This is a genomic window from Aeromonas crassostreae (genome assembly GCF_054052445.1).
The window spans coordinates 59,495-81,631 of the sequence record NZ_JBSTYM010000006.1 but is presented as its reverse complement, the minus strand read 5'-3'; the positions used below and the strand labels follow the sequence as shown (position 1 = coordinate 81,631).

21 protein-coding genes and 1 riboswitch are annotated in these 22,137 nt (G+C 62.9%); of the genes, 16 read left to right on the top strand and 5 right to left on the bottom strand.

Features of this window, described 5'->3' with window-relative positions:
* Positions 1-68 precede the first annotated feature (68 nt).
* A complete protein-coding gene (locus ACW5W4_RS06665; RefSeq protein ID WP_456688921.1) occupies positions 69-1,667 on the top strand; it encodes a peptide ABC transporter substrate-binding protein in 1,599 nt (532 codons plus the stop codon).
* On the top strand, positions 1,664-2,227 hold the full coding sequence (gene yfcE, locus ACW5W4_RS06660; RefSeq protein ID WP_456688840.1) for a phosphodiesterase: 564 nt from the start codon (positions 1,664-1,666) through the stop codon (positions 2,225-2,227). Before ACW5W4_RS06665 ends, yfcE begins: the two co-directional genes overlap by 4 nt.
* A 148-nt stretch (positions 2,228-2,375) precedes the next feature.
* On the opposite strand, the gene ACW5W4_RS06655 is transcribed toward yfcE, so the two are convergent.
* The 3 genes from ACW5W4_RS06655 to flgA all read right to left on the bottom strand — a co-directional run bounded on the left by ACW5W4_RS06655 (position 2,376) and on the right by flgA (position 3,804).
* Entirely contained in the window at positions 2,376-2,792 is a 417-nt protein-coding gene (locus ACW5W4_RS06655; RefSeq protein WP_456688839.1) for a flagella synthesis protein FlgN, read from the bottom strand.
* Positions 2,789-3,109, bottom strand: a complete 321-nt coding sequence (flgM, locus tag ACW5W4_RS06650) for a flagellar biosynthesis anti-sigma factor FlgM (protein WP_456688838.1) — start codon at positions 3,107-3,109, stop codon at positions 2,789-2,791. The genes ACW5W4_RS06655 and flgM overlap by 4 nt, the downstream gene beginning before the upstream one ends.
* A gap of 89 nt (positions 3,110-3,198) precedes the next feature.
* Entirely contained in the window at positions 3,199-3,804 is a 606-nt protein-coding gene (flgA, locus tag ACW5W4_RS06645; RefSeq protein WP_456688920.1) for a flagellar basal body P-ring formation chaperone FlgA, read from the bottom strand.
* Between the two features lie 234 nt (positions 3,805-4,038).
* On the opposite strand from flgA, the gene ACW5W4_RS06640 reads away from it, so the two are divergent.
* The 14 genes from ACW5W4_RS06640 (at position 4,039) to mgtE (ending at position 18,452) form a co-directional block, all read left to right on the top strand.
* Entirely contained in the window at positions 4,039-4,950 is a 912-nt protein-coding gene (locus ACW5W4_RS06640; protein WP_427261350.1) for a chemotaxis protein CheV, read from the top strand.
* Between the two features lie 18 nt (positions 4,951-4,968).
* A complete protein-coding gene (locus ACW5W4_RS06635) occupies positions 4,969-5,793 on the top strand; it encodes a CheR family methyltransferase (RefSeq protein WP_041996187.1) in 825 nt (274 codons plus the stop codon).
* 61 nt (positions 5,794-5,854) lie between these two features.
* The gene (gene flgB / locus ACW5W4_RS06630) at positions 5,855-6,256 is read left to right on the top strand and encodes a flagellar basal body rod protein FlgB (protein ID WP_408796610.1); all 402 of its coding nucleotides are present in this window, start codon (positions 5,855-5,857) and stop codon (positions 6,254-6,256) included.
* Positions 6,257-6,323: 67 nt separating this feature from the next.
* Entirely contained in the window at positions 6,324-6,743 is a 420-nt protein-coding gene (flgC, locus tag ACW5W4_RS06625) for a flagellar basal body rod protein FlgC (RefSeq protein ID WP_041996194.1), read from the top strand.
* A 17-nt stretch (positions 6,744-6,760) separates the two neighbouring features.
* Positions 6,761-7,504, top strand: a complete 744-nt coding sequence (locus ACW5W4_RS06620) for a flagellar hook assembly protein FlgD (protein WP_456688837.1) — start codon at positions 6,761-6,763, stop codon at positions 7,502-7,504.
* A gap of 10 nt (positions 7,505-7,514) precedes the next feature.
* Entirely contained in the window at positions 7,515-8,816 is a 1,302-nt protein-coding gene (gene flgE, locus ACW5W4_RS06615) for a flagellar hook protein FlgE (RefSeq protein ID WP_456688836.1), read from the top strand.
* A gap of 133 nt (positions 8,817-8,949) precedes the next feature.
* Positions 8,950-9,696, top strand: coding sequence for a flagellar basal body rod protein FlgF (locus ACW5W4_RS06610; protein WP_427261353.1), 747 nt, complete (start codon positions 8,950-8,952; stop codon positions 9,694-9,696).
* Between the two features lie 13 nt (positions 9,697-9,709).
* Positions 9,710-10,498 (top strand): flagellar basal-body rod protein FlgG, encoded by a 789-nt coding sequence (flgG, locus tag ACW5W4_RS06605; protein WP_456688835.1) that lies wholly within the window; start codon positions 9,710-9,712, stop codon positions 10,496-10,498.
* A gap of 13 nt (positions 10,499-10,511) precedes the next feature.
* Complete coding sequence (flgH, locus tag ACW5W4_RS06600; protein WP_427261355.1) at positions 10,512-11,183, top strand: flagellar basal body L-ring protein FlgH; 672 nt, start codon at positions 10,512-10,514, stop codon at positions 11,181-11,183.
* A gap of 14 nt (positions 11,184-11,197) precedes the next feature.
* Positions 11,198-12,298 carry a flagellar basal body P-ring protein FlgI gene (locus ACW5W4_RS06595; RefSeq protein ID WP_456688834.1) on the top strand — a complete coding sequence of 367 codons (1,101 nt, stop codon included), beginning with the start codon at positions 11,198-11,200 and terminating at the stop codon, positions 12,296-12,298.
* Positions 12,299-12,433: 135 nt separating this feature from the next.
* Positions 12,434-13,492: a flagellar assembly peptidoglycan hydrolase FlgJ gene (gene flgJ, locus ACW5W4_RS06590; RefSeq protein ID WP_456688833.1), complete on the top strand. Its 1,059-nt coding sequence runs from the start codon at positions 12,434-12,436 to the stop codon at positions 13,490-13,492.
* A 3-nt stretch (positions 13,493-13,495) separates the two neighbouring features.
* Positions 13,496-15,499 carry a flagellar hook-associated protein FlgK gene (flgK, locus tag ACW5W4_RS06585; RefSeq protein WP_456688832.1) on the top strand — a complete coding sequence of 668 codons (2,004 nt, stop codon included), beginning with the start codon at positions 13,496-13,498 and terminating at the stop codon, positions 15,497-15,499.
* A gap of 3 nt (positions 15,500-15,502) precedes the next feature.
* Positions 15,503-16,708 carry a flagellar hook-associated protein FlgL gene (gene flgL, locus ACW5W4_RS06580; RefSeq protein WP_456688831.1) on the top strand — a complete coding sequence of 402 codons (1,206 nt, stop codon included), beginning with the start codon at positions 15,503-15,505 and terminating at the stop codon, positions 16,706-16,708.
* A 118-nt stretch (positions 16,709-16,826) separates the two neighbouring features.
* A riboswitch (M-box (ykoK) riboswitch) is annotated at positions 16,827-16,996 on the top strand.
* Between the two features lie 115 nt (positions 16,997-17,111).
* Entirely contained in the window at positions 17,112-18,452 is a 1,341-nt protein-coding gene (gene mgtE, locus ACW5W4_RS06575; RefSeq protein WP_456688830.1) for a magnesium transporter, read from the top strand.
* Between the two features lie 60 nt (positions 18,453-18,512).
* Here mgtE and ppx read toward each other — a convergent pair whose 3' ends face one another.
* Positions 18,513-20,003, bottom strand: coding sequence for an exopolyphosphatase (gene ppx / locus ACW5W4_RS06570; protein ID WP_456688829.1), 1,491 nt, complete (start codon positions 20,001-20,003; stop codon positions 18,513-18,515).
* Positions 19,993-22,065 carry a polyphosphate kinase 1 gene (ppk1, locus tag ACW5W4_RS06565; protein WP_456688828.1) on the bottom strand — a complete coding sequence of 691 codons (2,073 nt, stop codon included), beginning with the start codon at positions 22,063-22,065 and terminating at the stop codon, positions 19,993-19,995. Before ppk1 ends, ppx begins: the two co-directional genes overlap by 11 nt.
* Positions 22,066-22,137: the final 72 nt, after the last annotated feature.

Sequence of the window (22,137 nt, the reverse complement as noted above, 5' to 3'; positions counted from 1 at the left end):
CAAGCCTCTGTGGCCCCCCCCCCCCCCCCCCGCCCCCCGGCCCCCGGGTCTCCTCCCTGTTATGCGGCCTGTTGCTGGGCGCCAGCCTCAGTCAGAGCGCCCTCGCCGAGCCGCTGCCGCCCGGCCCGGCGCCGAGCGTGCCCCAGACCCTCACCAGGGGCAACGGGGCCGAACCTGAGTCCCTGGATCCGGCCCTGATCCGCAGCGGCTTTCCCGGGGAAGTGATCCTGGCCGACCTGTTCGAGGGGCTGGTGAGCGAAGACGGGGAGGGCAAGATAGTGCCCGCCCAGGCGCTGAGGTGGGAGCAGAGCCAGGACGGCCTGGAATGGCGCTTCTTCCTGCGCCCCGATCTGCGCTGGTCCAACGGGGCGCCCCTCAAGGCCGAGGACTTCGTCTACGCCTGGCGTCGCCTGCTCGATCCCGCCCTGGCATCCCCCTCGGCGGGCCTGCTGCTGGCCGCCGGGATCAACAATGCCGGCGCCATCTATGCCGGGGCCCTGGAGATGGAGAGCCTGGGGGTGACGGCCGAGGGGGATCAGGTCCTCAAGGTGACCCTGGAGCGGCCCGTGCCCTATTTCTTGCGGCTCATCAGCCAGCGCCCCTTCGTGCCCGTGCTGCGGCAAGTGATTGCCGAATATGGCAAGGGCTGGACCCAACCCGGCCATCTGGTGAGCAACGGCGCCTACCGGCTCATGGCGTGGCGACCCCAGGAGCGGTTGGAGCTCGCGCGCAATCCCGCCTACTGGAACGATGCCCACAGCCGGATAGACAGGGTCAGCTACCTGCCCCTCGCCTCCCAGCAGGCGGAGCGTCAGCGCTACGAGGCGGGGACGCTCCAGCTCAGCAACCGGGTCTCCCAGGAGTACTATGACAGCATCAGGAGCAGCCATCCCGAGCGGCTCTGGGGCCAGCCTCTGCTGGGCACCTATCTCTACAGCTTCAATCTGGGCAAGCCCGAGCTGCGGGACGTGCGGGTGCGCCAGGCCCTGAGCATGGCTGTCGATCGCCAGCGGCTGACCGAGGAGGTGAGCGGCCAGGGGGAGCTGCCCGCCTGGAGCCTGCTGCCGGACATGCCTGGCTATGCCGCCTCCCCTGATGAGCAGGCCAGTGCCGCCAGCCGTGAGGCCATGGCGGCTGGCTTGCTCAAGGCGGCGGGCATCGATGCGGCCCATCCGTTGCGGCTGACCCTCACCTATAACGACTCGGAACACCACAGACGCATGGCGCAGGCGGTGGCCGACATGTGGCGACCCCTGGGGGTCGAGGTTGATTTGAAGAGTCTGGAATGGGACGCCTATCAGACCGCCAAGGACAGCGGCGACTTCATGGTGGCGCGCTCCTTCCTGTTTGGGGATTATGTGGATCCTTCCGCCATGCTCAATGCCCTGCGTTGCCAGGATCCGCAAAACGAGAGCGGCTACTGCAACCCCCGCTATGATCAGTTGCTGGGGCAGGCCGCCGCCACCCTGGACGAACAGCGCAGGGCGCACCTCTATCGGCAGGCGGAGGCACTGCTGGCCCAGGATGCCCCCGTCATCCCCCTCTATCACTACCATCAGACGCGGCTGATCGATCCCCGGTTGCGGGGTCTGCCCACCGCCAACCTCAAGGGGGCGATCGCCAGCAAGGATCTCTACTTCGCCGCCCCCCAAGGAGCCGACCAATGAGACTCGCCATCCTCTCCGATCTCCATGGCAGCCTGACCGCCTTCGACCGGGTCATGGACTGGCTCGCCCCCTGGCAGCCGGACCATCTGCTGCTGCTGGGGGATCTGCTCAACCATGGCCCGCGCAACCCGGTGCCGGCAGGCTATCAGCCGGCGGCGCTGGCCGAGCGCCTCAACGCCATGGCCAGCCGGATTTTGGCGGTGCGGGGCAACTGCGACTCGGAAGTGGATCAGATGCTGCTCGCGTTTCCCATGCTGGCGCCCTACAACCAGCTGCTGGTGGACGGGCGACGCTGGTTTATGAGCCACGGCCATCTCTATCGGCCGGACGAGGTGCCCCTGCCCGGCGGCAGCCTCTATCTGAGCGGCCACACCCATCTGCCCGAGCTGACCCGCAGCGGCCTGGGGGAAGCGGAGCGGATCCGGGTCAACCCGGGCTCAATCTGCTTCCCCAGGGGTGATCTGCCCGCCAGCCTGGTCTGCTATGAAGGGGGCGAGCTGAGCCTGCGGGCGGCGCAAGACGGTCGGGTGTTGCAGCGGCTGTCACTGGCTGGGGGCTAACACAGAGGGCGCCCCGCCCCCCCAAGGGGGGCGGGCCGATACCCATGGCCGCCCATTGTCTGGGGAGTGAACAGCGGGGGGAGCCGGCAAGGGTGCCAAGGCACGGGAAACGGATAAACAGAGTGCGGGGCAAGCGCCGCCCCGGCGATCAGGCCTTGATGGCGGGGGAGCGGGTGCCGGAGCGGGTGTTGCCCTTGGCATCATAGGTGAGGGAGTTTCTGTCCCGCAGCTGGCTCAGGAAACCGGCGAGGCGGCGATTGGCGACCATGCTCAGCTCCAGCAGGCGGCCATTGATGTCATTTTGCTGCTGGCAGGCGGCCAGGCTGTCGGTGATCCGGGCCATGAGCTCCGGCTGGCTGGCGAGCTGGGCAGGGAGATCCGGCTGCTGGACAAGAGTCTCGTCCAGCGCCTCTATGGCGCCAAGCAGCTGCTGCTTGCGCTGTGCCAGGGGAGGCAGCTCGAGGGCTCGGCGCTGGGTGAGAAGGGCGAACTCTTCGGTCAGCAACGCCTGCATCTGGGCGAGCTGATCATGCTGTCGTTGCAGCAGCTCAGCCAGGTCCATCATCCCAGGGTTTTCTCCAGCTGGGCTTCCAGGCTGAACATCTTCTTGGCAACGACCTGGCTGTTGACCTGGTATTCACCACTGGCCACGGCCCGCTTCAGGCTCTCCACCCGGCTCTCATTCCCGGTCGAGGCCGAGTTGAGGTTTTTCTGTACTTGTTGCAACTGTTGCGCCTCGCTGGTCAGGGAGACTGAATCGACCTTGACCTGGGGGGCACGGGCGTCTTGTCCGCCGCTGGTCGACTTGGCCACGCTGCTCTGGCTGTTACCGGTATTTTGTACCCGGTTACCCGCCAAGTTGTTGATATTGTTAATAGCCATCTTGGTTACCTTCTTCGCTTTGCTGCCTGCTTACCCCGGTTATCGGTCTAACCTGCCGGAACTTTAGGGAAAATACCCAAAAAAATCCGTCAGAAGGTGACGATGACGGTGTCGACCGAGCTCACCTTGCCCTGAACCGTTTTGCCGGAGCGGGTATTGATGAGCTTGATCATGTCGCCGAAGCTGCCATCTTGCAAGGCGCGGGCCATGGTTTTGATCTGCATGCTGCTGTTTTCGGCGATGAGGGTGACCTGGTCTCCCTTGCACACCACGCAGATCTGGTTGAGGCGCACCGGCTGACCCGGCCTCAATTCCCGCTTGCTGCGGGTGCCGACCAGGGCATCCAGATCTTGCACATAGTCCCCACGGATCAGGGTCTGATCCTCATAGGCCTGGGCCAGCTGGTTGCGACCGAGGATGTCTCCCTTGGCGATGGCTTCCACCACTGTGATGTAAGGCTTCTGGATGCTGACCCGCACCGGCAGATAGAGATCCCAGCCCGGCGCCTCGTGGCACTTGAGGTAGAGGGTGGTGTTGCGGCGGATCTCCATCCTGGCGGGCAGGCTGATCTCCAGATCCTGGTCGCAGGGACTGAGTTGCAGCCGCTCGTCTATGCTGGCGGCGCTGATCTGGGCCCTGGCATCGAGGGGGAGAGAGAGCTGATCGCGTACGAACTCTTCCGCCCGGGTTTGCAGCCCGGCATTGACGTCGCTGGCTCGAACAGAGCCGACCCCGCCAAGGAGCAAGGAGATGAGCAAAAGTCTGTTAATCATTTTCGTCCGCTGGTCGATAAGTGAATGACGTATATGACCAATGTTAACTATGCTTGCGCCAAGTCCGACCCTTGGGGTTGGCAATCCTCTGGCGCGAGCCAACATGGCACATGCATCTCATGCATGAATAATGCCAGGCGTTTTTAGGGAGTGTGTATGGCCGGTATTCTGGACTCAGTAAACCAACGGACTCAACTGGTCGGGCAAAATCGCCTGGAGTTGCTGCTGTTTCGGCTCAATGGACGTCAAAGATTTGGCATCAACGTCTTCAAGGTGCGCGAGGTGTTGCAGTGCCCGCCCCTGACCGTCATGCCCAAGCTCAACTCCTGCATTCGTGGTGTGGCGCACATTCGCGGCCAGACCATCTCGGTGATCGATCTCAGCATGGCCATGGGCAAGCGTCCCATCGCCGATCTCTCCAAGTGTTTCATCATCATCTCGGAGTACAACCGCTCCATTCAGGGGTTCCTGGTCCATTCGGTCGAGCGGATCATCAACATGAACTGGGAGTCCATTCTGCCGCCACCCAAGGGGGCGGGGCGCATCAATTATATGACGGCGGTCACCGAGGTGGATGGCGAGCTGGTGGAGATCCTGGATGTGGAACGCATCCTCAACGAGATCTCTCCCGTCTCGACCGAGGTGAGTCAGGATCTGGTGCAGGCGAGCGTGGAGCACAACACCCAGGGGCGCCCCGTGCTGGTGGCCGACGACTCCTCGGTGGCGCGCAAGCAGGTGCAGCGGGCGCTGGATGCCATCGGCGTGCAGTGCGTGCTGGCCAAAGATGGTCGCGAGGCCCTCAACATGCTGCTGGAGATGGCCAAGCAGGGTCCCATCAAGGATCAGATAGCCCTGGTCATCTCGGACATAGAGATGCCGGAGATGGATGGCTACACCTTCACCGCCGAGATCCGCAACCATCCCAGCCTGAAGGATTTACATGTTATCCTGCACACCTCTCTCAGTGGTGTGTTCAACCAGGCCATGGTGCAGAAAGTCGGGGCGAACAATTTCATCGCCAAGTTTCAGCCCGATGAGCTGGCCAAGGCCGTTCAGGGCGCACTCTAAAACAAGAAGCGTGGATACATGAAGACACTGTCAGACGACTTATATAAGCAATTCAGCAGCTTTTTGGCGCTGCAGAGCGGAATTGTGCTGGGTGACAACAAGCAGTATCTGGTGAAGAGCCGCCTGTCCCCCTTGATGGCTCAGTTTGGCATCGAGAGTCTGTCTGAACTGGTGACCCGCGCCATGAATGTGCGTGAGCGGGAATTGAAGATGGCGGTGGTCGATGCCATGACCACCAACGAGACCCTCTGGTTCAGGGATGGCTATCCCTTCCAGCTGCTCACCGACAAGCTGTTTCCCGAGCTGGGCAAGAGCGGGCGACCCATCAAGATCTGGTCGGCGGCGTCCTCCTCCGGCCAGGAGCCCTACTCCATCGCCATGACGGCGCTGGAGCAGCAGATGAAGCGGCCCGGCACCCTGCCCGGGGGCGTGCAGATAGTGGGGACGGATATCTCCACCACCATGCTCAACCAGTGCAAGGAGGGGGTCTACGACAGCCTGGCGCTGGCCCGGGGGCTCTCCCCCGAGCGCAAGAAGCTGTTTTTCGAACCCTGTGGCGACAACCGGATGCGGGTGACGGAGCGTGTCAGAAAATTGACCACGTTTCGCCCCTTGAATCTGCTGGAGAGCTACAGCCTGCTCGGCAAGTTCGACATCATCTTCTGTCGCAACGTGCTCATCTACTTCGCCCCCGAGGTGAAGTCGAAGATCCTCAACCAGTTCGCCGCCAGCCTGAATCCGGGCGGTTACCTGATGCTGGGGGCCTCGGAGTCCCTGGCCGGCCTCACCGACCGGTTCGAGATGATCCGCTGCAACCCGGGCATCGTTTACAAGGTCAAATAACCCCCTTACTTCCTCCTTTGGCACACCTCTTGCTAAGAATCCAGCAAGCAGGAGGTGTGCTATGGCAATTTCATTCGACAAGGCATTTGGTGTTCATCAATACACGTTGAGCGTGCGCGCCAAACGTGCGGAAGTGCTGTCCAGCAACATCGCAAACGCGGATACCCCGGGCTTCAAGGCCAGGGACATCAATTTCGCCGATGCCATGGCGCAGGCGCAGCAGCACCAGCAGGGGTTCAGTCTGGCCACCACCAGCGAGCGTCACTTCGCCTTGAACATGGATGCCCCGGGCGCCACCCAGTACCGCAACCCGCTCCAGCCAGATACCGGCGACGGCAATACCGTCGATCTGCAGCAGGAGCGCAGCGAATTTTTGCGCAACAGCCTCGAATACCAGACCTCGGTCGAATTCATGAACGGCAAGATAAGCGGCCTGCTCAAAGCCCTCAAAGGAGAGCAGTGATGTCACTCGTCCATCCGCACATGAATCTTAACGCCAGCGGCCTCAAGGCCTTGCAAGGAGCACAGCAATGAGTTTGTTCAAGGTCTTCGACATCGCGGGCTCGGCCATGAGCGCCCAGTCGGTGCGGCTCAATACCGTGGCCAGCAACATGGCCAACGCCGACAGCGTCAGCTCCAGCGTGGAAGGAACTTACCACGCCAGGCGGCCAGTTTTTGCCGCCCAGCTCGATCAGGCCATGAGCGACAGCCAGGGCTCGGTCGGGGTCGAGGTGAAGGGCATCGTCGAGAGCAAGGCGCCGCTGCTCAAGGAGTTCAACCCCAACCACCCCATGGCGGACAAGGATGGCTTCATCTTCAAGCCCAACGTCAACATGGTGGAGGAGATGGCGGACATGATCAGTGCGTCGCGCAGTTACCAAACCAACGTCCAGATTGCCGATTCTGCCAAGCGCATGCTGCAGCAGACCCTCAATCTCGGCAAGTCCTGACAGGGGGCGGCAAGTAAATGGCAGATACCTATGACAGCGTGCTTGGCGTCAACCGAACGACGTCGAGCCAGACCACGTCCACCACGAGCACGACCCAGAAGAAAGAGCTGGATCAGGAGTCGTTCCTCAAGCTGCTCACCATGCAGCTCGCCTATCAGGATCCGTTCAAGCCGGTGGACAACGCCCAGATGTTGTCCCAGATGACCTCCATGTCCACCTCGGAGGGGATCAACAGCCTGTCGACCCAGATGGAGAGCCTCAACAGCCTGATGACCTCGAGCCAGGCGTTGCAGGCCTCGGCCCTGGTGGGGCAGGAGGTGTTGATCCCGTCCAATACCGGCTATCTGGAGAGCGGCGGTACCGTCAATGGGATGATCGCCACCGCAGACGGTGGCAGCAACATCAAGGTGACGGTGAAAGACGAGAGTGGCCAGGTGATCAAGGAGTTCGCCATCGAAGGGGATCATCAGGGCAACGTCGCCTTCAGCTGGGATGGCCTGGACAAGAACGGCAACCCGGCCAAGAGCGGAAAGTACCAGATTGAGGCCAGTGCCACCGTGGCGGGCAAGTCGGAGAGTCTGCCCGCCCTGGCCTACGCCCAGGTCGAGAGCGTCACCCTGGGCTCGGCCAGCTCACCCAGCACCCTCAAGCTCAAGGGACTGGGAGGCATCTATCTGACCGATGTATTGGAAATCGCCGGTGCGGGCAACAAGTCGACCACCAACTCGACCACCAACGCGACCGATAACGCAGTGATCTAAGGAGAAAGACATGTCATTCAACAATGCCCTCAGCGGCGTCAATGCGGCTCAAAAAGACCTGAACGTCACCGCGAACAACATTGCCAACGTCAACACCATCGGTTTCAAGGAGTCCCGCGCCGAGTTTGCCGACGTCTATGCCAACTCCATCTTCGTCAACTCCAAGACCCAGGTGGGTAATGGCGTCGCGACCGGGGCCGTGGCACAGCAGTTCCACCAGGGGGCGCTGCAATTTACCAACAACTCGCTGGATCTGGCCATCCAGGGCAACGGCTTCTTCGTCACCTCGGACGGGGTCAGCTCCCTCGACCGCACCTACACCCGTGCCGGCGCCTTCAAGCTCAACGAGAACAGCTACATGGTCAACAACTCCGGCAGTTATCTGCAGGGGTACGAGATCAACGCCGACGGTACCCCCAAGGCGGTCAGCCTCAACGCCACCAAACCCATCCAGATCCCGGATCGGGCCGGTGAGCCCAAGCCGACCACCCTGGTGGAGGCCAGCTTCAACCTGCCGGCGTCCACGACACCGATCGATGTGACCAACGTCCCGCTCGACACAACGAATTCTGATACCTACTCCTCTTCCACCTCTGTGGTTGTCTACGACTCCTTGGGCGAACCCCACACCATCACCCAGTATTTCGTCAAGGAGGGGGATACCAACACGCCTCCGCAGGCGGTAACGCCCGCCTCCTGGCGCATGTACATGTACGAGGGGACCAACCCCATCGAGGTGGGTGGGGCTGCCTATGCGAGCCTGGCGTTTGGCTCCGATGGCAAGCTCACGACAGTGACCCCCGATCCCATCACGACGGAGGCGCTGGGGACCCCGGGGGCCGGGATCATCGGCAATGGGGCCGATCAGACCCAGACTTTCGAGTACCGCCTCGGTACCGTGACCCAGTACTCGTCGCCGTTTGAAGTCAATAAATTGACCCAGGATGGTTCGACCGTGGGTCGGCTGACCAAGGTGGAGATCACCGATGACGGCATCGTCTCCGCCACCTACAGCAACGCCACCACCGTCAAGGTGGCCATGGTGGCCATGGCCAAGTTCGCCAACCCCCAGGGGCTGACCCAGGTCGGTGATACCTCCTGGCGCGAATCTCTGCTCTCCGGAGACGGCCTGCCGGGCACCCCGAATTCGGGCACCTTCGGCTCCGTCAAGTCCTCGGCCCTGGAGCAGTCCAACGTGGACCTGACCTCGGAGCTGGTGGATCTCATCACCGCCCAGCGCAACTTCCAGGCGAACTCCCGCTCCCTGGAAGTCAACAGCTCGCTGCAGCAGACCATACTGCAGATCCGTTAATGGATGGTGGAGAGGGAACGACAAGGGGCGCTTCGGCGCCCTTTTATATATCAATAAGTTAAGAATTCATTAACGCTGTTGGCACCTTAATTGCTTTCTTCCCGTCAGAGTCATCAGTTTGACGGAGGATCCCATGGATCACCTGCTTTATATCGCCATGTCCGGTGCCAAGGAGAACATGAACAGCCTGGCTGTGCGTGGCAACAACCTGGCCAACGCCAACACCACCGGCTTCAAGTCCGACTTCGAGCAGGCTCGCGCCATGCAGGCGTTCGGCGAAGGCTTGCCGACCCGGGTCTTCGCCATGACGGAGCGGCCGGGCCAGAACCTGCAGCACGGCATGCTGATGACCACGGGCCGGGATCTGGACGTGGCGGTAGACGGGCAGGGGTGGATCGCGGTGCAGGACGGCAAGGGGGGCGAGGCCTTCACCCGCATGGGCAACCTGGAGCTGAGCGCCACCGGCAATCTGCAGACCAGCACCGGCCTCAATGTGGTGGACGAGGCCGGCAGGCCCATCGTCTTGCCGCTGCCGCTGGAGAAGCTTGAAATCAACCGGGACGGCACCATCACGGGTCGCCCCGAGGGGGCCGCGCCCAACCTGCCGGAGGATTTTCAGCGCATCAAGCTGGTGCGTCCGGCCGCGGACGCGGTGGAGAAGGGGCAGGATGGCCTGTTTCGCCGCAAGGACGGCCAGCCGGAACCCGCTTCCGCCGAGGTGGGCCTGATTGCCGGCTCCCTCGAGGGGAGCAACGTCAATGTGGTCGACGAGATGACCAACCTCATTCGCTTGCAGCGTCAGTTCGAAACCCAGGTCAAGATGATGAAGACGGCCCAGGAGAACGACGAAGCCCAAACCCAACTGCTGCGTATCAGCTAATTAGGAGCCAGACATGAATCCTGCACTTTGGATAGGCAAGACGGGGCTGGATGCACAGCAGACCAACATCGCCGTCACCTCGAACAACCTCGCCAACGCCAGCACGGTGGGTTACAAGAAGTCCCGCGCCATCTTCGAAGACTTGCTCTATCAGAACATCAATCAGCCGGGGGGACGCTCCTCGGCGGATACCGAGCTGCCCTCCGGCCTGATGCTGGGGGCGGGGGCCAAGGTGGTCGCCACCCAGAAGAGCTTCAGCCAGGGCAATGTGCAGACCACGGACAACTCCCTGGACCTGATGATCAATGGTCGCGGCTTCTTCGAGGTGCAGCTGCCGGACGGCAGCAGCGCCTACACCCGCAACGGCCAGTTCACCCTCAATGACGAGGGCACCATCGTCACCCCGGGCAATGGCTACCCGCTGCAACCCGAGATCCAGATCCCCGAAAACGCCCAGAGCGTCACCATAGGGGAGGATGGTCAGATCTCCATCCAGCTCAAGGGGGATGGCGCCTCCCAGGTGATAGGCCAGATCAACATCAGCGACTTCGTCAATGCCTCCGGTCTGCAACCCATGGGGGAGAACATGTTCCTCGAGACCCAGTCCAGCGGCGCCCCCATCGAAGGGGTGGCCGGGGCGGATGGCCTCGGGGTCATCAAGCAGGGGATGCTGGAAGTCTCCAACGTCAACGTCACCGAGGAGCTGGTCAACCTCATCCAGGCCCAGCGGGTCTACGAGATGAACTCCAAGGTGATCTCGGCGGTGGACTCCATGATGTCCTACCTGACCCAGCGGCTGTAACGGGAGTCTCATAGTGAAAACCATCTGGATGCTGAGTCTGCTGGCGCTGGGGGGCTGTACCAGCACCCTCAATACCGCCAAGCCGGACGACCCCGAGTTCGCCCCCGTCTATGGCGAGTCCGAGCCGGTGTCGGTGCGCCCGACCGGCGCCATCTTTCAGCCCGATCAGGTCAATGGCATCTACTCGGACATCAAGGCCCACAAGGTCGGCGACATCATCACCATAGAGTTGGCGGAATCCACCTCCGCCTCCAAGAAGGCCAACACCCAGACCGGCAAGGACAACGAGTTCAATCTGGATCCGGTGAGCCTGGGGGGCGTGCCCATCACGGCCGGCGCCTACAACATGTCAGCCTCCATCGGTCAGAACAGCGCGTTCAAGGGGCAGGCCAAGGCGGATCAGAGCAACAGCCTGCAGGGCAGCATCTCGGTCAGCGTGGCCAAGGTGCTCGCCAACGGCAACCTGGTGGTGCGCGGCGAGAAGTGGATCATGCTCAACAACGGCAACGAATACATCCGCATCACCGGCCTCATCCGCCCCGAAGATGTCACCTCGGACAACAGCGTCTCCTCCCAGAAGGTGGCCAATGCCCGCATCCACTACGGTGGTACCGGGGACCTGGCCAATACCCAGGAGCAGGGCTGGCTGACCAGCTTCTTCAATGGTCCCTGGTGGCCGCTCTAGTGCTAGGACTTCCCATGACACGACTCAGCGTATTGTGCCTGTGCTGCCTCTTCACCCTGCTGCCCCAGGGGGCCAGCGCCGCCCGCATCAAGGACATCAGCTCGGTGGAAGGGGTGCGCAGCAACCAGCTGCTGGGCTACGGCCTGGTAGTGGGCCTGCCCGGCACCGGTGAGAAGAACAACGCCTTCACCGAGCAGACCTTTCGCACCATGCTCAACAACTTCGGCATCAAGGTGCCGGACAACATCAAGCCCAAGATCAAGGACGTGGCGCCGGTGGCCATCCACGCCGACTTGCCCCCCTTCTCCAAGCCGGGCCAGACCATAGACGTGACCGTATCCGCCATCGGCGAGGCCAAGAGCCTGCGGGGCGGCACCCTGCTGCAGACCTTCCTCAAGGGGCTCGATGGGCGGGTCTATGCGGTGGCCCAGGGCAGCCTGGTGGTCGGCGGCCTGGGGGCCGAGGGGGCGGATGGCTCCAAGGTGGTGATCAACACCCCGACCGTGGGCCGCATCGCCAATGGCGCCACCGTCGAGCGTGAGGTGCCCAACTCCTTCAGCCAGGGGGACACCATCACCTTCAACCTCAACCGATCCGACTTCACCACGGCGCGCCGGCTGGCGGAATCCATCAACAACCTGGTGGGGCCCAACACGGCCCAGGCCCTGGATGCCACCTCGGTCAAGGTGTTCGCCCCGCGGGATCCCGGTCAACGGGTCGCCTACCTCGCCACCATAGAGAACCTGGAGGTGGATCCAGGTGCCGAAGCGGCCAAGATCATCGTCAATTCCCGCACCGGCACCATCGTCATCGGCAGCCAGGTCAGGCTCAAACCCGCGGCCATCAGCCACGGCGGCCTGACGGTGACCATCGCCGAGAACCAGCAGGTCTCGCAGCCCAACCCCCTGGCGGGCGGGGATACGGCGGTCACCAACAACTCCACCATCAATGTGCAGCAGGAAGACGGGCGCATGTTCAAGCTCGACACCGGCGCCACCCTGGACGATCTGGTGCGGGCGGTGAATCAGGTGGGCATAGCCCCGGGGGATCTGATGGCCATCCTCGAAGCCCTGCAACAGGCAGGGGCCATCGAGGGGCAACTGGTCATTCTGTAAGTGGCACCGGGTTGACCCATGAGGGGCTCGACGCCCTGGGGCGGTAACGGACAGGTGTCAGTCGGTCATATATTGGGCAAACAGGCAGGGTCCCCCGGCAAGGGGTTGCCACAGGCGGCAAAGAAGGTAGGCAAGATGGCGAATATCGACAATAAAGGCGTGGATCTGGGCATGGTGCAGGACATCCAGAACCTGGACAAGCTGCGCCAGATGAGCATGAGCAAGGAGGGCAAGCAACAGGCGCTCCAGTCGGCGGCCCGCCAGTTCGAGTCCATCTTCAGCCAGATGCTGTTCAAGGGGATGCGCGAGGCGAGCCAGTCCTTGACCGCGGACAACCCCTTCAGCAGCAGCTACACCCAGTTCTACGAGGGCATGCTCGACCAGCAGCGGGTGTCGGACATGTCCGGCAAGGGGGGACTGGGGCTGGCCGAGATGGTGGTCAAGCAGTTCTCCCCCGACAGCTTCAAGCATGAGGATGGTCGCGTCCTCAAGCTGCCCCAGCGCACCGAGCGGGTCTACAAGCCCTATGTGGCCCCGGCCCCCGGCGAACATGGTCTGATTGAAGCCTCCAAAGTTGGCAAGGATTTTGCTGAGAAAGAGATGAATACGACGGCCCAGCCCGAGCAGGCGGTTGGCAGGCGCGCCCGCAGCGTGCCTGCCATGGGGCCCAAAGCGGAGCAGGGCAGTCAGGCTGGCGGGGCCATCACCGCCTTCGAGTCACCGAGTGACTTCGTCAGCAAGCTGATGCCCCTGGCCAAGAAGGCCGCCGACAAGCTGGGACTGAGCCCGGCGGTGCTGGTGGCCCAGGCGGCCCTGGAGAGTGGCTGGGGCAAGCGGGTCATCAAGGATGGCGACGGCCAGATGAGCCATAACCTGTTTGGCATCAAGGCGGATCCGCGCTGGCAGGGGGACAAGGCGGTGGTCAGCACCCTGGAGTACGAACAAGGGGTGGCCTCGCGCCAGAAGGCGGCGTTTCGTTCCTACGAGTCGTTTGAAGAGAGCTTCAATGACTATGTCGACTTCCTGACTTCCGGGAGCCGTTACAAGGGCGCCCTGGCCAAGGTGGACAGTCCGGACCGTTATTTTGAAGCCCTGCAACAGGCTGGCTATGCCACCGACCCCCAATACGCCAGTAAATTGAAACAGGTATTGCGCAGTGGACCCATTGCCCAGTACACAGAGACGGAGCTGTAAAGCATGGCAAGCGATCTGCTTGGGATAGGAACATCCGGGGTACTGGCGCATCAGAAGCTGCTGCAGACCACCAGCAACAACATAGTCAACGTCAACAGCCAGGGCTATGTGCGTGAACGCACCCTGATCTACACCAATTCCATCGGCTTTGGCACCGGCGAGAGCGTGAGCGAGCGGGTGATCAACCAGTATGCCCAAGGCGAACTGCGCCGGGATACCTCTGCCTTCAGCGCCTCTTCCATGCGCTTCGAACAGCTCTCCACCGTGGACAGCCTGCTGGGGGACACCAGCAACAGCGTCGGCACCGCCATCACCGCCTACTTCAAGGGATTCCATACCGCCAACGAGTCACCGGCGGATCTGGGATCGCGCAACAGCACCCTCACCGAACTCACCAGCATGGTGAATCGCTTCCACACCCTCTCGTCCCAGTTCGACAAGCAGAGCGACGTCATCAACGATCGCATCGACGACGAGACCCAGCAGGTCAACAGCCTGCTCAATAACATCAACGAGATCAACAAGGCCATAGTGCGCACCCAGGGCACGGCGGAGGAGAGTCTGGCGCTCTACGATCAGCGCGACGACGCCATCGCCCAGCTCGCCGCCAAGATGGACATCCGTACCGTCACCCAGCCCAACGGCAGCGTGCTGGTCAACATGAGCACGGGCCACTCCCTGGTGCTCGATGGTTCGGTGGCCCAGTTCAGCGTGATCCCCGGGGATCCCGACTCCCGGGACAAGGCGCTGCAGCTCAACCTGGGCAAGAACCAGACCAAGATAGACAACAAGACCCTGGGCGGGGGGCTGGGCGGCCTGTTCGCCGCCCGCAGCGATCTGGAGCCCACCAAGCGCGAGCTGGGTCAGCTGGCGGTCGCCCTGGGGGATGCCATGAACCAGCAGAACCGGCTGGGGATGGATCTCGACAACGAGCTGGGGGGGGATCTCTTCTCCCTGCCCGGCAGCGAAGGCCTGCCCTATGGCAAGAACAGCGGCACGGGGGCGGCCACGGTCGGCTTCATGCCCGGCAAGGGCAGCGAAGTCACCGCCCTCGACTACGAGGTGAGCTTCAGCAGCGCCACCGACTTTGAGGTGTTCGCCATCGGCGTCGACGGCAAGCGCACCTCGGTCGCCACCGGCAACACAGTGCCCGTCAGCGGCTTCGAGGTGCCGGGGCACGGTCTCTCCCTGGACCTCTCCGGCACCCCGGCTGCGGGGGACAAGATCCTGCTGCAGCCGACCAAGCAGGCGGCCGCGGGCCTGGAGAAGCTGATCAACCGCGCCGAGGATCTGGCGCTGGCCTCCCCGCTCAAGGCCGACAAGAACAGCCAAAACCTGGGTTCGGCCACCATCGCCCTCGGCGCCATCGGCAACACGGGGGCGGGCTCTGGCTTTGCCAGCAACAACCTGGACCCGAATGCACCGCAGGTGATCAAGATAGACGACAGCGGCAACTACGAAGTCTATGGCAGCGACGGCACCACCCTGATCGGGGTGGCCCCCGCCAGCAGCAAGGGGCAGAACCTGATGGCCGCCCTCGAGAACCCCCTCGGCGGTCCCAAGGTCTATGGGGATCCCGGCAACGACCCCGGCTACGAATTCAGCATCACGGGCCAGGTTGCCGCCAATGACAGCTTCACCCTGAGCTACAACCAGAACGGTTTCTCCGACAATGCCAACGGCCTGGCCCTGGCCGAGCTGCAGAACAAGGATCTGGTGCGCAAGAGCAGCAGCGCCGCCAGCGGCAATGACAAGATGACCCTCAACGAGGCCTACACCGGGCTGGTGGTCGGTCTGGGCAACAAGACCAGTCAGGCCAATACCGAGATGCTGGCCAACAAGGGCAAGCTGGAGCAGAGCAGTGCAATTTTCGAGAGCGTCTCCGGGGTCAGCCTGGACGAGGAGGCGGGCAATCTCATCCGCTTCCAGCAGGCCTATGCCGCCTCGGCCCAGGTGGTGAGCACCGCCAAAACCATCTTCGACACCCTGCTGTCATCCGTGAGGTAAGTCATGCGTATCACCACCAACATGATGTACAACCGGGGGCTCTCCTCCCTGAGCGCGGCGGCGGAGCGGCAAAATACCGCCTACGAGCAGCTCTACTCCGGTGACAAGTTCAAGACGGCGGGGGAAGATCCCTCCGGCATGGGCCAGAAGATGGCGCTGACCAAGGAGATCGATCTGTTCCAGCAGTACAGCGTCAACGGCAGCCTGCTGGAGAACAGCCTGGGCCATGAGGAGACCATACTCACCTCCATCAACGAGGCCATGCTCAGCGCCCAGACCCTGATGCAAAAATCCAACGATTCCGCCCTGAGCCAGGCGGATCGGGAGTCCGTGGCCAAGGAGCTGGAAGGGTTGCAGCAGCAGATGTTCGATCTGATGAACAGCCGGAACTCCCAGGGGGAGTACATCTTCGGCGGCAACCAGAGCAAGAACCAGCCGTTCGTGAAGGACGTCGACGGCAACTATGCGTTCCAGGGGGACACGGGCCAGCGGGAGATCCAGGTCTCCCCCACGGTGCGCATCCCCGCCAACGACTCGGGTCAGGATCTGTTCGAGACGGTGCCGACCCGGCGCAGCGCCAGCGCCGACACGGCCAACATCCAGGTCGAGGTGAGCGATCAGGGCCAGTTCGACAACTTCTACCGCACCGGCTACGACAGCACCCTGACCAGCAACAAGTACACTGTCACCACGGTGGCGGGGGCGCCGGACAGCTACCAGATCACGGATCCGGGCGGCAATGTGCTGCAAAATGGCGACTATGTGGCGGGGGGAGAGATCAACTTCAACGGCCTCACCCTCAGCCTTGATCAGGCGGCAGGCACGGTGCAGGAGTTCTCCCTCGACAAGCCGACCAATGACAACATACTCAACGGCATTTCCGACTTCATCGGCGCCCTGCGCGACCCCAACCTCTCCAATGAGGACTTTCAACTGCGGGCGCAAGATGCCCAGGTGCACCTCGGCAATGCCCGCCAGCGGGTGGACATGGGAATAGGCAGCCTGGGGGGGCGGATGAACAGCCTGGAGCAGGTGATGAGCTCCAACACCGGGCTCGACACCCTCAACCAGCAGGCCAGGGCCAAGGTCTCGGAGATCGACCTCTATGAGGTGATCTCGACCCTCTCCAAGGAGAACGCCGCCATGAGCGCCTCCCAGCAGGCGTTCAGCAATATCAGCAAGCTGACCCTGTTTGACTACATCCGCTGACGTCCGGCCAGGCCGAGTTGTAAGGGATTGTTAATAAAGGCTCATATCGTTTGACTCCACACCGGCGCTGGCCGACCATTGTCGAGCAGGCCGGTGCATGACACCGGCCTGTCTGTTCGCAGCATCTCGTTAGGCGAGGCTCCTGCATAAACACAGGCCACTGATCTCACGACGTCGAGAGACGCCCAGGATCAGGACAGTTTTCATCGGATTAAGGTGTCAACCCAAGTGGCTTCCGGCATGCCGGATACGTTATGCAGTGCTAAAGCTGGCACGTGGGGATGGTGACACGCCGAACGGCGTCATTTCCTGCCGATATCTCGTCCATCAATTGCTGTTTTCTTGTCTGCCCATCCCGCGAGGGGATAGCCCGGTGCGCCGGGACCACAGAGGCTCATTCGTGATGAAGAAAACACACCTGTTACTGAACCGCCATCAACTGCTCGATCTGCCGAGCCTGGAAGCCTGGCTCGACAACGAGCTGGCCCCGGATGCGCGGGCCGATCAACTGCTCGCCCTGCGCCAGGAAGAGCTCAACTGCCTGTTCGACACCCTGGGCCCGAGCAGCGCCCGCCTGCTCTCCATGCTCGCCACCCGCTGCGGTGCCCGGCTGCTGCTGCGCCTGCACCCGAGCGTGCTGGCCCTGGCGCAGGCCGGGGTGGCGCGCCGGGATCTGCTGGCCATGGTGCGCAGCCTTGGCAAGCGGGAGCGCGCCACCCTGATGGCGAACCTGCCCCAGGCGGTGGCGACCCAGCTCGAGGGGCTGCTGCGCTGGCCGAGCGAGTCGGTGGGGGCCCATATGCGCCATGACTTCTTCACCCTCAAGGGGGAGGAGTCCATCGCCCGCGCCCGGCAGCGCACCCATGACGCCTGGGACAATGCCGAGGTGTTTCAGGATATCTATGTGGTGGACGAGGCGGGGCGGCTGCTCGGCACCCTCTCCCTCAAGGCGCTGCTGGTGGCCGATCCCCAGCAGAGGGTCGGCGAGCTGATGGAGTCCGATCTCATCCGCCTCGACGCCCGCATGGATCAGGAGCTGGCGGCCCGCATGCTGGTGGAGCGGGATCTGCTCTCCCTGCCGGTGGAGTCCGGCGGCCGCCTGCTCGGCATCTTCCACCTGGACGATGCCGCCGACATCCTGGAGCTGGAATCCACCGAGGATGCCGAGCTGCAGGGGGGCTCGTCTCCCCTCGAGATTCCCTATCTGCACGCCACCCCCTGGCAGCTATGGCGCAAGCGCATCGCCTGGCTGCTGATCCTGTTCGTGGCCGAGGCCTACACGGGCACAGTGCTGCGGGCGTTCGAGGAGCAGCTGGAGGCGGCCATCGCCCTGGCCTTCTTCATTCCGCTCTTGATCGGCACCGGCGGCAACAGCGGCACCCAGATCACCACCACCCTGGTGCGGGCCATGGCGGTGGGGGAGGTCTCCCTGCGCAACCTCGGCACCGTGCTGCGCAAGGAGATCTCCACCGCCATGCTGGTGTCGGCGGCCATCGCCCTGGCGGCCTGGGTGCGGGCCTGGAGCCTGGGGGTCGGCATGGAGGTGGGCCTGGTGGTGACCCTGACCATCATCGCCATCGTGCTGTGGAGCGCCATCGTCGCCTCCATCATCCCCTTGCTGCTGCGCCGCTTGCGGATGGATCCGGCCGTGGTGTCGGCCCCCTTCATCTCCACCCTGGTGGATGGCACCGGCCTCATCATCTACTTCGAGATAGCCAAGCTGATCCTGCCCGGCCTCAACTGACGGGGGCAAGAAACGACACAAGGCAGCCCAAGGGCTGCCTTGTGTCGTCATGGCCGCGCGTCAGACGAGCCGAAAGTCGAGCTGCCAGCCCTGCTCGGCGCAATAGGCCTGCTCCTTTTCTAGGTTCTGCATCAGCAGGCGATTCTCCTCGCACCAGGGGGCGGGCAGGGTGAGGGTGAGGCTCTCTCCCCTGGCCCTGGCCTGCCAGGGAGGCAGCAGCCCATCGAGGCGCCTGTGGTTGGCGGCGACCGCCAGGCGCAGGATGCGGATGCAGCGCAGTACCGTCTGCTCGTCATGGTTGGGCAGGGGGGGCAGCTCCCCCAGCTTGAGGGACTTGCGATGGAAGCGGACCAGGGCCGCCAGCAGGCTCTGATCGTCCTGGTTGAAGCCGGGCAGATCGGTGTTGGCCAGGATGTAGGCCGAGTGGCGATGGATGCCACCGTAGTTGATGGCCAGACCTATCTCGTGTAGCTGGGCGGCCCAGCGCAAGATGGCGCGGTAGGGATCGGCTTCGAGCTGCCAGTCAGGGGCCAGCAGATCGAACAGGGAGAGGGCGCTGGCCTCGACCCGGGCCGCCTGGCGGCCATCGATGCGGTAGTGGCTGGCGAGGGCCAGGGCGGTGCGCTCGCGAATGTCGTGGTGCTGCAACCGCTCCTCGAACTCGTAGAGCAACCCCTCGCGCAGGGCGCCATCGGAGTAATCCATCCGCGCGATGGGCAAGGCGTCGAACAGGGCGATCAATATGGCGACGGCGGCGACGAACACCTCCTGGCGCTCGGTGGGCAGGCCATCGAACTTGAGGGCGCTCACCTTCTTGTGGCCGAGGATGCGCCCGCTCAGGCGCGCCAGCGCCTCCCGGGTGATGCCCCCCTCGGTCAGCCCCTCCTGCACCAGGACGTCATGGACGGTGCGAATGGAGCCCGAGCTGCCGAGGCAGCTCTGCCACCCCAGGTCGCGGTACTGCTCCCGCACCGGATCGAGCTGGTGGCGGGCCGCCAACACGGCCGCCTCGAACTGGGACGGCCCTATCTTGCCGGCGGGAAAGAACTGCTGGGTGAAGCTGACACACCCCATCTTGCGGCTGGTGAGGGCCAGGGGGGAGAAGCCCTCGCCGATGACCAGCTCGGTGCTGCCGCCGCCGATGTCGACTACCAGCACCCGTCCCTCCAGGTGCTGGGTGTGGGCCACCCCCTGATAGATGAGGCGCGCCTCCTCCTGGCCGCTGATCACCTCGATGGGGTGGCGTAGCAGTTGCGTCGCCCTGGCGACGAACTCGCGGGCATTGCTGGCCCGGCGCAGGGTATAGGTGCCGGCGATGCGGATCTGATCCGGACGTATGTTGCACAAGCGCTCGGCGAACAGGGCGAGGCAGTCCAGCCCCCGCTCCATGGCCTCGGGGGACATGTTGCGCGCCTCGTCCATTCCCTCCGCCAGCCTGACCCGCTCCTTGATCCGGTCGATGATCTGCATGCGCCCGTCGGTGAGACGGGCGATCACCATATGAAAGCTGTTGGAGCCGAGATCGACGGCGGCGTAGAGGCTAGTGTCCATTGGGGTCTGACTCGATGCGTTTGAGGTAGTCGTAGATGGCGACCTGGGAGCGGATCTTGCGGCGATTGCCCCGCTTCACGTACTCGTTCTGCTGCTCGGCATCGATCACCCGCGCCTTGCAGGTGTCGCTCAGTTGCAGATCGAGAATGTCCAGGATGCGCTGCTTGAGGCGCTCGTCATAGATGGGGGTGGCCACCTCGATGCGGCCGTCGATGTTACGGCTCATCCAGTCGGCGCTGGAGATGTAGAGCTGCACATTGCCCTTGTTGTGAAACACCATGACCCGCGGGTGCTCGAGGAAGCGGTCTATGATGCTGATCACCTTGATGTTGTCACTGAGACCCGGCACCCCGGGACGCAGGGCGCACATGCCGCGCACTATCATCTGGATGGGCACCCCGGCCTGGCCGGCGGCATAGAGGCGGTTGATGAGGTCCCTGTCCACCAGGTTGTTGATCTTGAGGGTGATGCCGCTGGGCTGGCCCGCCTTGGCGTTGACCAGCTCGTTGTCAATCAACCGGTAGAGCTGACGGCGGCAGTTGATGGGGGAGACCAGCAGATGATTGAACTTGTAACGCCGATAGGGGTACTCGATGTACTCGAACACTCCCTCCACCTCGGCGGTGATGTCGGGGTTGCGGGTCAGCAGGGAGAAGTCGGTGTAGATCTTGGCGGTCTTCTCGTTGAAGTTGCCGGTGCCGATATGGGCGTAGCGCACCGCTTCCCCGTGTTCATGCCGGGTGATAAGGCAGAGCTTGGAGTGGATCTTGAGGCTGGGCACCCCGAACACCACCTTGACCCCGGCATCGGTGAGGATGTTGGCCCAGTCGATGTTGGCCGCCTCGTCGAAGCGGGCCCGCAGCTCCACCACCACGGTCACCTTCTTGCCGTTGTTGGCGGCATCGATCAGGGAGTGGATGATGCGCGACTTCTTGGCGACCCGGTAGATATTGATGCGAATGGCGCTCACCGCCGGGTCGAACGCCGCCTGGCGCACCAGCTCGGTGAAGTGGTGGAACTTGTGATAGGGGTAGTAGAGCAGTATGTCCTGCCTGGCGATGGCATCGAAGGCGTTGACGAAGCCGTCAAAGTCGCGGCATTCGAGGGCCGGCAGCTTGGGGTTTTCCAGATAGTCCCGGCCCACATTGGGGAAGCCGATGAAATCCTTGAAGTTGTGATAGCGCCCCCCGGACATGATGGCGTCGTAGCTGCTGATCTGCAGCTTGAGCTTGAGGAAGCTTATCATGGCCGCCGGCATCTCCCGCTCGTAGACGAAGCGCACCGGCATGGCGGTGAGCCGCTGCTTCAAGCCATCGCTCATCTTGTCCACCAGGCTGAGGTCGAGCTGGTCGGAGAGGTCATACTCCGCATCCCGGGTCAGCTTGACCGCGTAGGCGGCTATCTCGTCGTAGTCGAAAAACCCTTTGAACAGGTCGTCCAGACAGAAGCGGATGATGTTGTCGAGGATGATGATCTGCTTCTTGCGGCGGGTGCCCTCGGCGGGCAGTTGCACGAAGCGGGGCAGATCGTTGGTGGGTACCTCCACCAGGGCGTACTGGATCACCTGGCCATGCTTCTTCATCTCTACCGCCAGGTAGGTGTACTCGTCCTTGAGAAACTTGACCGGGTTGACCTCCTTGTTGAGGAGGATGGGGATCAGGTGGCGTTGCACCTTCTCCCGGAAGAAGACCCGCAGCCACTGCTGTATGGATTCGGAGAGCTGGCCCTCGTTGACCAGGAAGATGTTGTGGCGGGCCAGGGCGATCAGCAATTCCTTGTAGGTGTTGTCGAACGCCTCCCCCAGCGCCATCACCTTCTGCTGGATGGCCCGCAGCAACACCTTGGCGTCGTCATCGCCGCCGTGCACCTCGTTGATGAGGATGCGGCGCTTCACCTCCGAGACCCGCACCTTGAAAAACTCGTCCTGGTTGGAGGAGAAGATGCCGAGGAAACGGATCCGCTCGATGAGCGGCACCGTCTTGTCCATCGCCTCCTGCAATACCCTCTCGTTGAAAGAGAGCCAACTCAGTTCTTTCTCTTCATACAACTTGTCGGTGCTCATCTATGCCTCTGCTTATCCCATCCCATGGGCGAATGGGCCTCATTAGATGACGTTTTTGTGACAATTTAATGA

Bases quoted from the DNA above. Each gene is read 5' to 3' on its own strand.
- yfcE (WP_456688840.1), top strand. From the start codon at position 1,664: ATGAGACTCGCCATCCTCTCCGATCTCCATGGCAGCCTGACCGCCTTC.
- ACW5W4_RS06655 (WP_456688839.1), bottom strand. From the start codon at position 2,792: ATGATGGACCTGGCTGAGCTGCTGCAACGACAGCATGATCAGCTCGCC.
- flgM (WP_456688838.1), bottom strand. From the start codon at position 3,109: ATGGCTATTAACAATATCAACAACTTGGCGGGTAACCGGGTACAAAAT.
- ACW5W4_RS06640 (WP_427261350.1), top strand. From the start codon at position 4,039: ATGGCCGGTATTCTGGACTCAGTAAACCAACGGACTCAACTGGTCGGG.
- ACW5W4_RS06635 (WP_041996187.1), top strand. From the start codon at position 4,969: ATGAAGACACTGTCAGACGACTTATATAAGCAATTCAGCAGCTTTTTG.
- flgB (WP_408796610.1), top strand. From the start codon at position 5,855: ATGGCAATTTCATTCGACAAGGCATTTGGTGTTCATCAATACACGTTG.
- flgC (WP_041996194.1), top strand. From the start codon at position 6,324: ATGAGTTTGTTCAAGGTCTTCGACATCGCGGGCTCGGCCATGAGCGCC.
- ACW5W4_RS06620 (WP_456688837.1), top strand. From the start codon at position 6,761: ATGGCAGATACCTATGACAGCGTGCTTGGCGTCAACCGAACGACGTCG.
- flgE (WP_456688836.1), top strand. From the start codon at position 7,515: ATGTCATTCAACAATGCCCTCAGCGGCGTCAATGCGGCTCAAAAAGAC.
- ACW5W4_RS06610 (WP_427261353.1), top strand. From the start codon at position 8,950: ATGGATCACCTGCTTTATATCGCCATGTCCGGTGCCAAGGAGAACATG.
- flgG (WP_456688835.1), top strand. From the start codon at position 9,710: ATGAATCCTGCACTTTGGATAGGCAAGACGGGGCTGGATGCACAGCAG.
- ACW5W4_RS06595 (WP_456688834.1), top strand. From the start codon at position 11,198: ATGACACGACTCAGCGTATTGTGCCTGTGCTGCCTCTTCACCCTGCTG.
- flgJ (WP_456688833.1), top strand. From the start codon at position 12,434: ATGGCGAATATCGACAATAAAGGCGTGGATCTGGGCATGGTGCAGGAC.
- flgK (WP_456688832.1), top strand. From the start codon at position 13,496: ATGGCAAGCGATCTGCTTGGGATAGGAACATCCGGGGTACTGGCGCAT.
- flgL (WP_456688831.1), top strand. From the start codon at position 15,503: ATGCGTATCACCACCAACATGATGTACAACCGGGGGCTCTCCTCCCTG.
- mgtE (WP_456688830.1), top strand. From the start codon at position 17,112: ATGAAGAAAACACACCTGTTACTGAACCGCCATCAACTGCTCGATCTG.
- ppx (WP_456688829.1), bottom strand. From the start codon at position 20,003: ATGGACACTAGCCTCTACGCCGCCGTCGATCTCGGCTCCAACAGCTTT.
- ppk1 (WP_456688828.1), bottom strand. From the start codon at position 22,065: ATGAGCACCGACAAGTTGTATGAAGAGAAAGAACTGAGTTGGCTCTCT.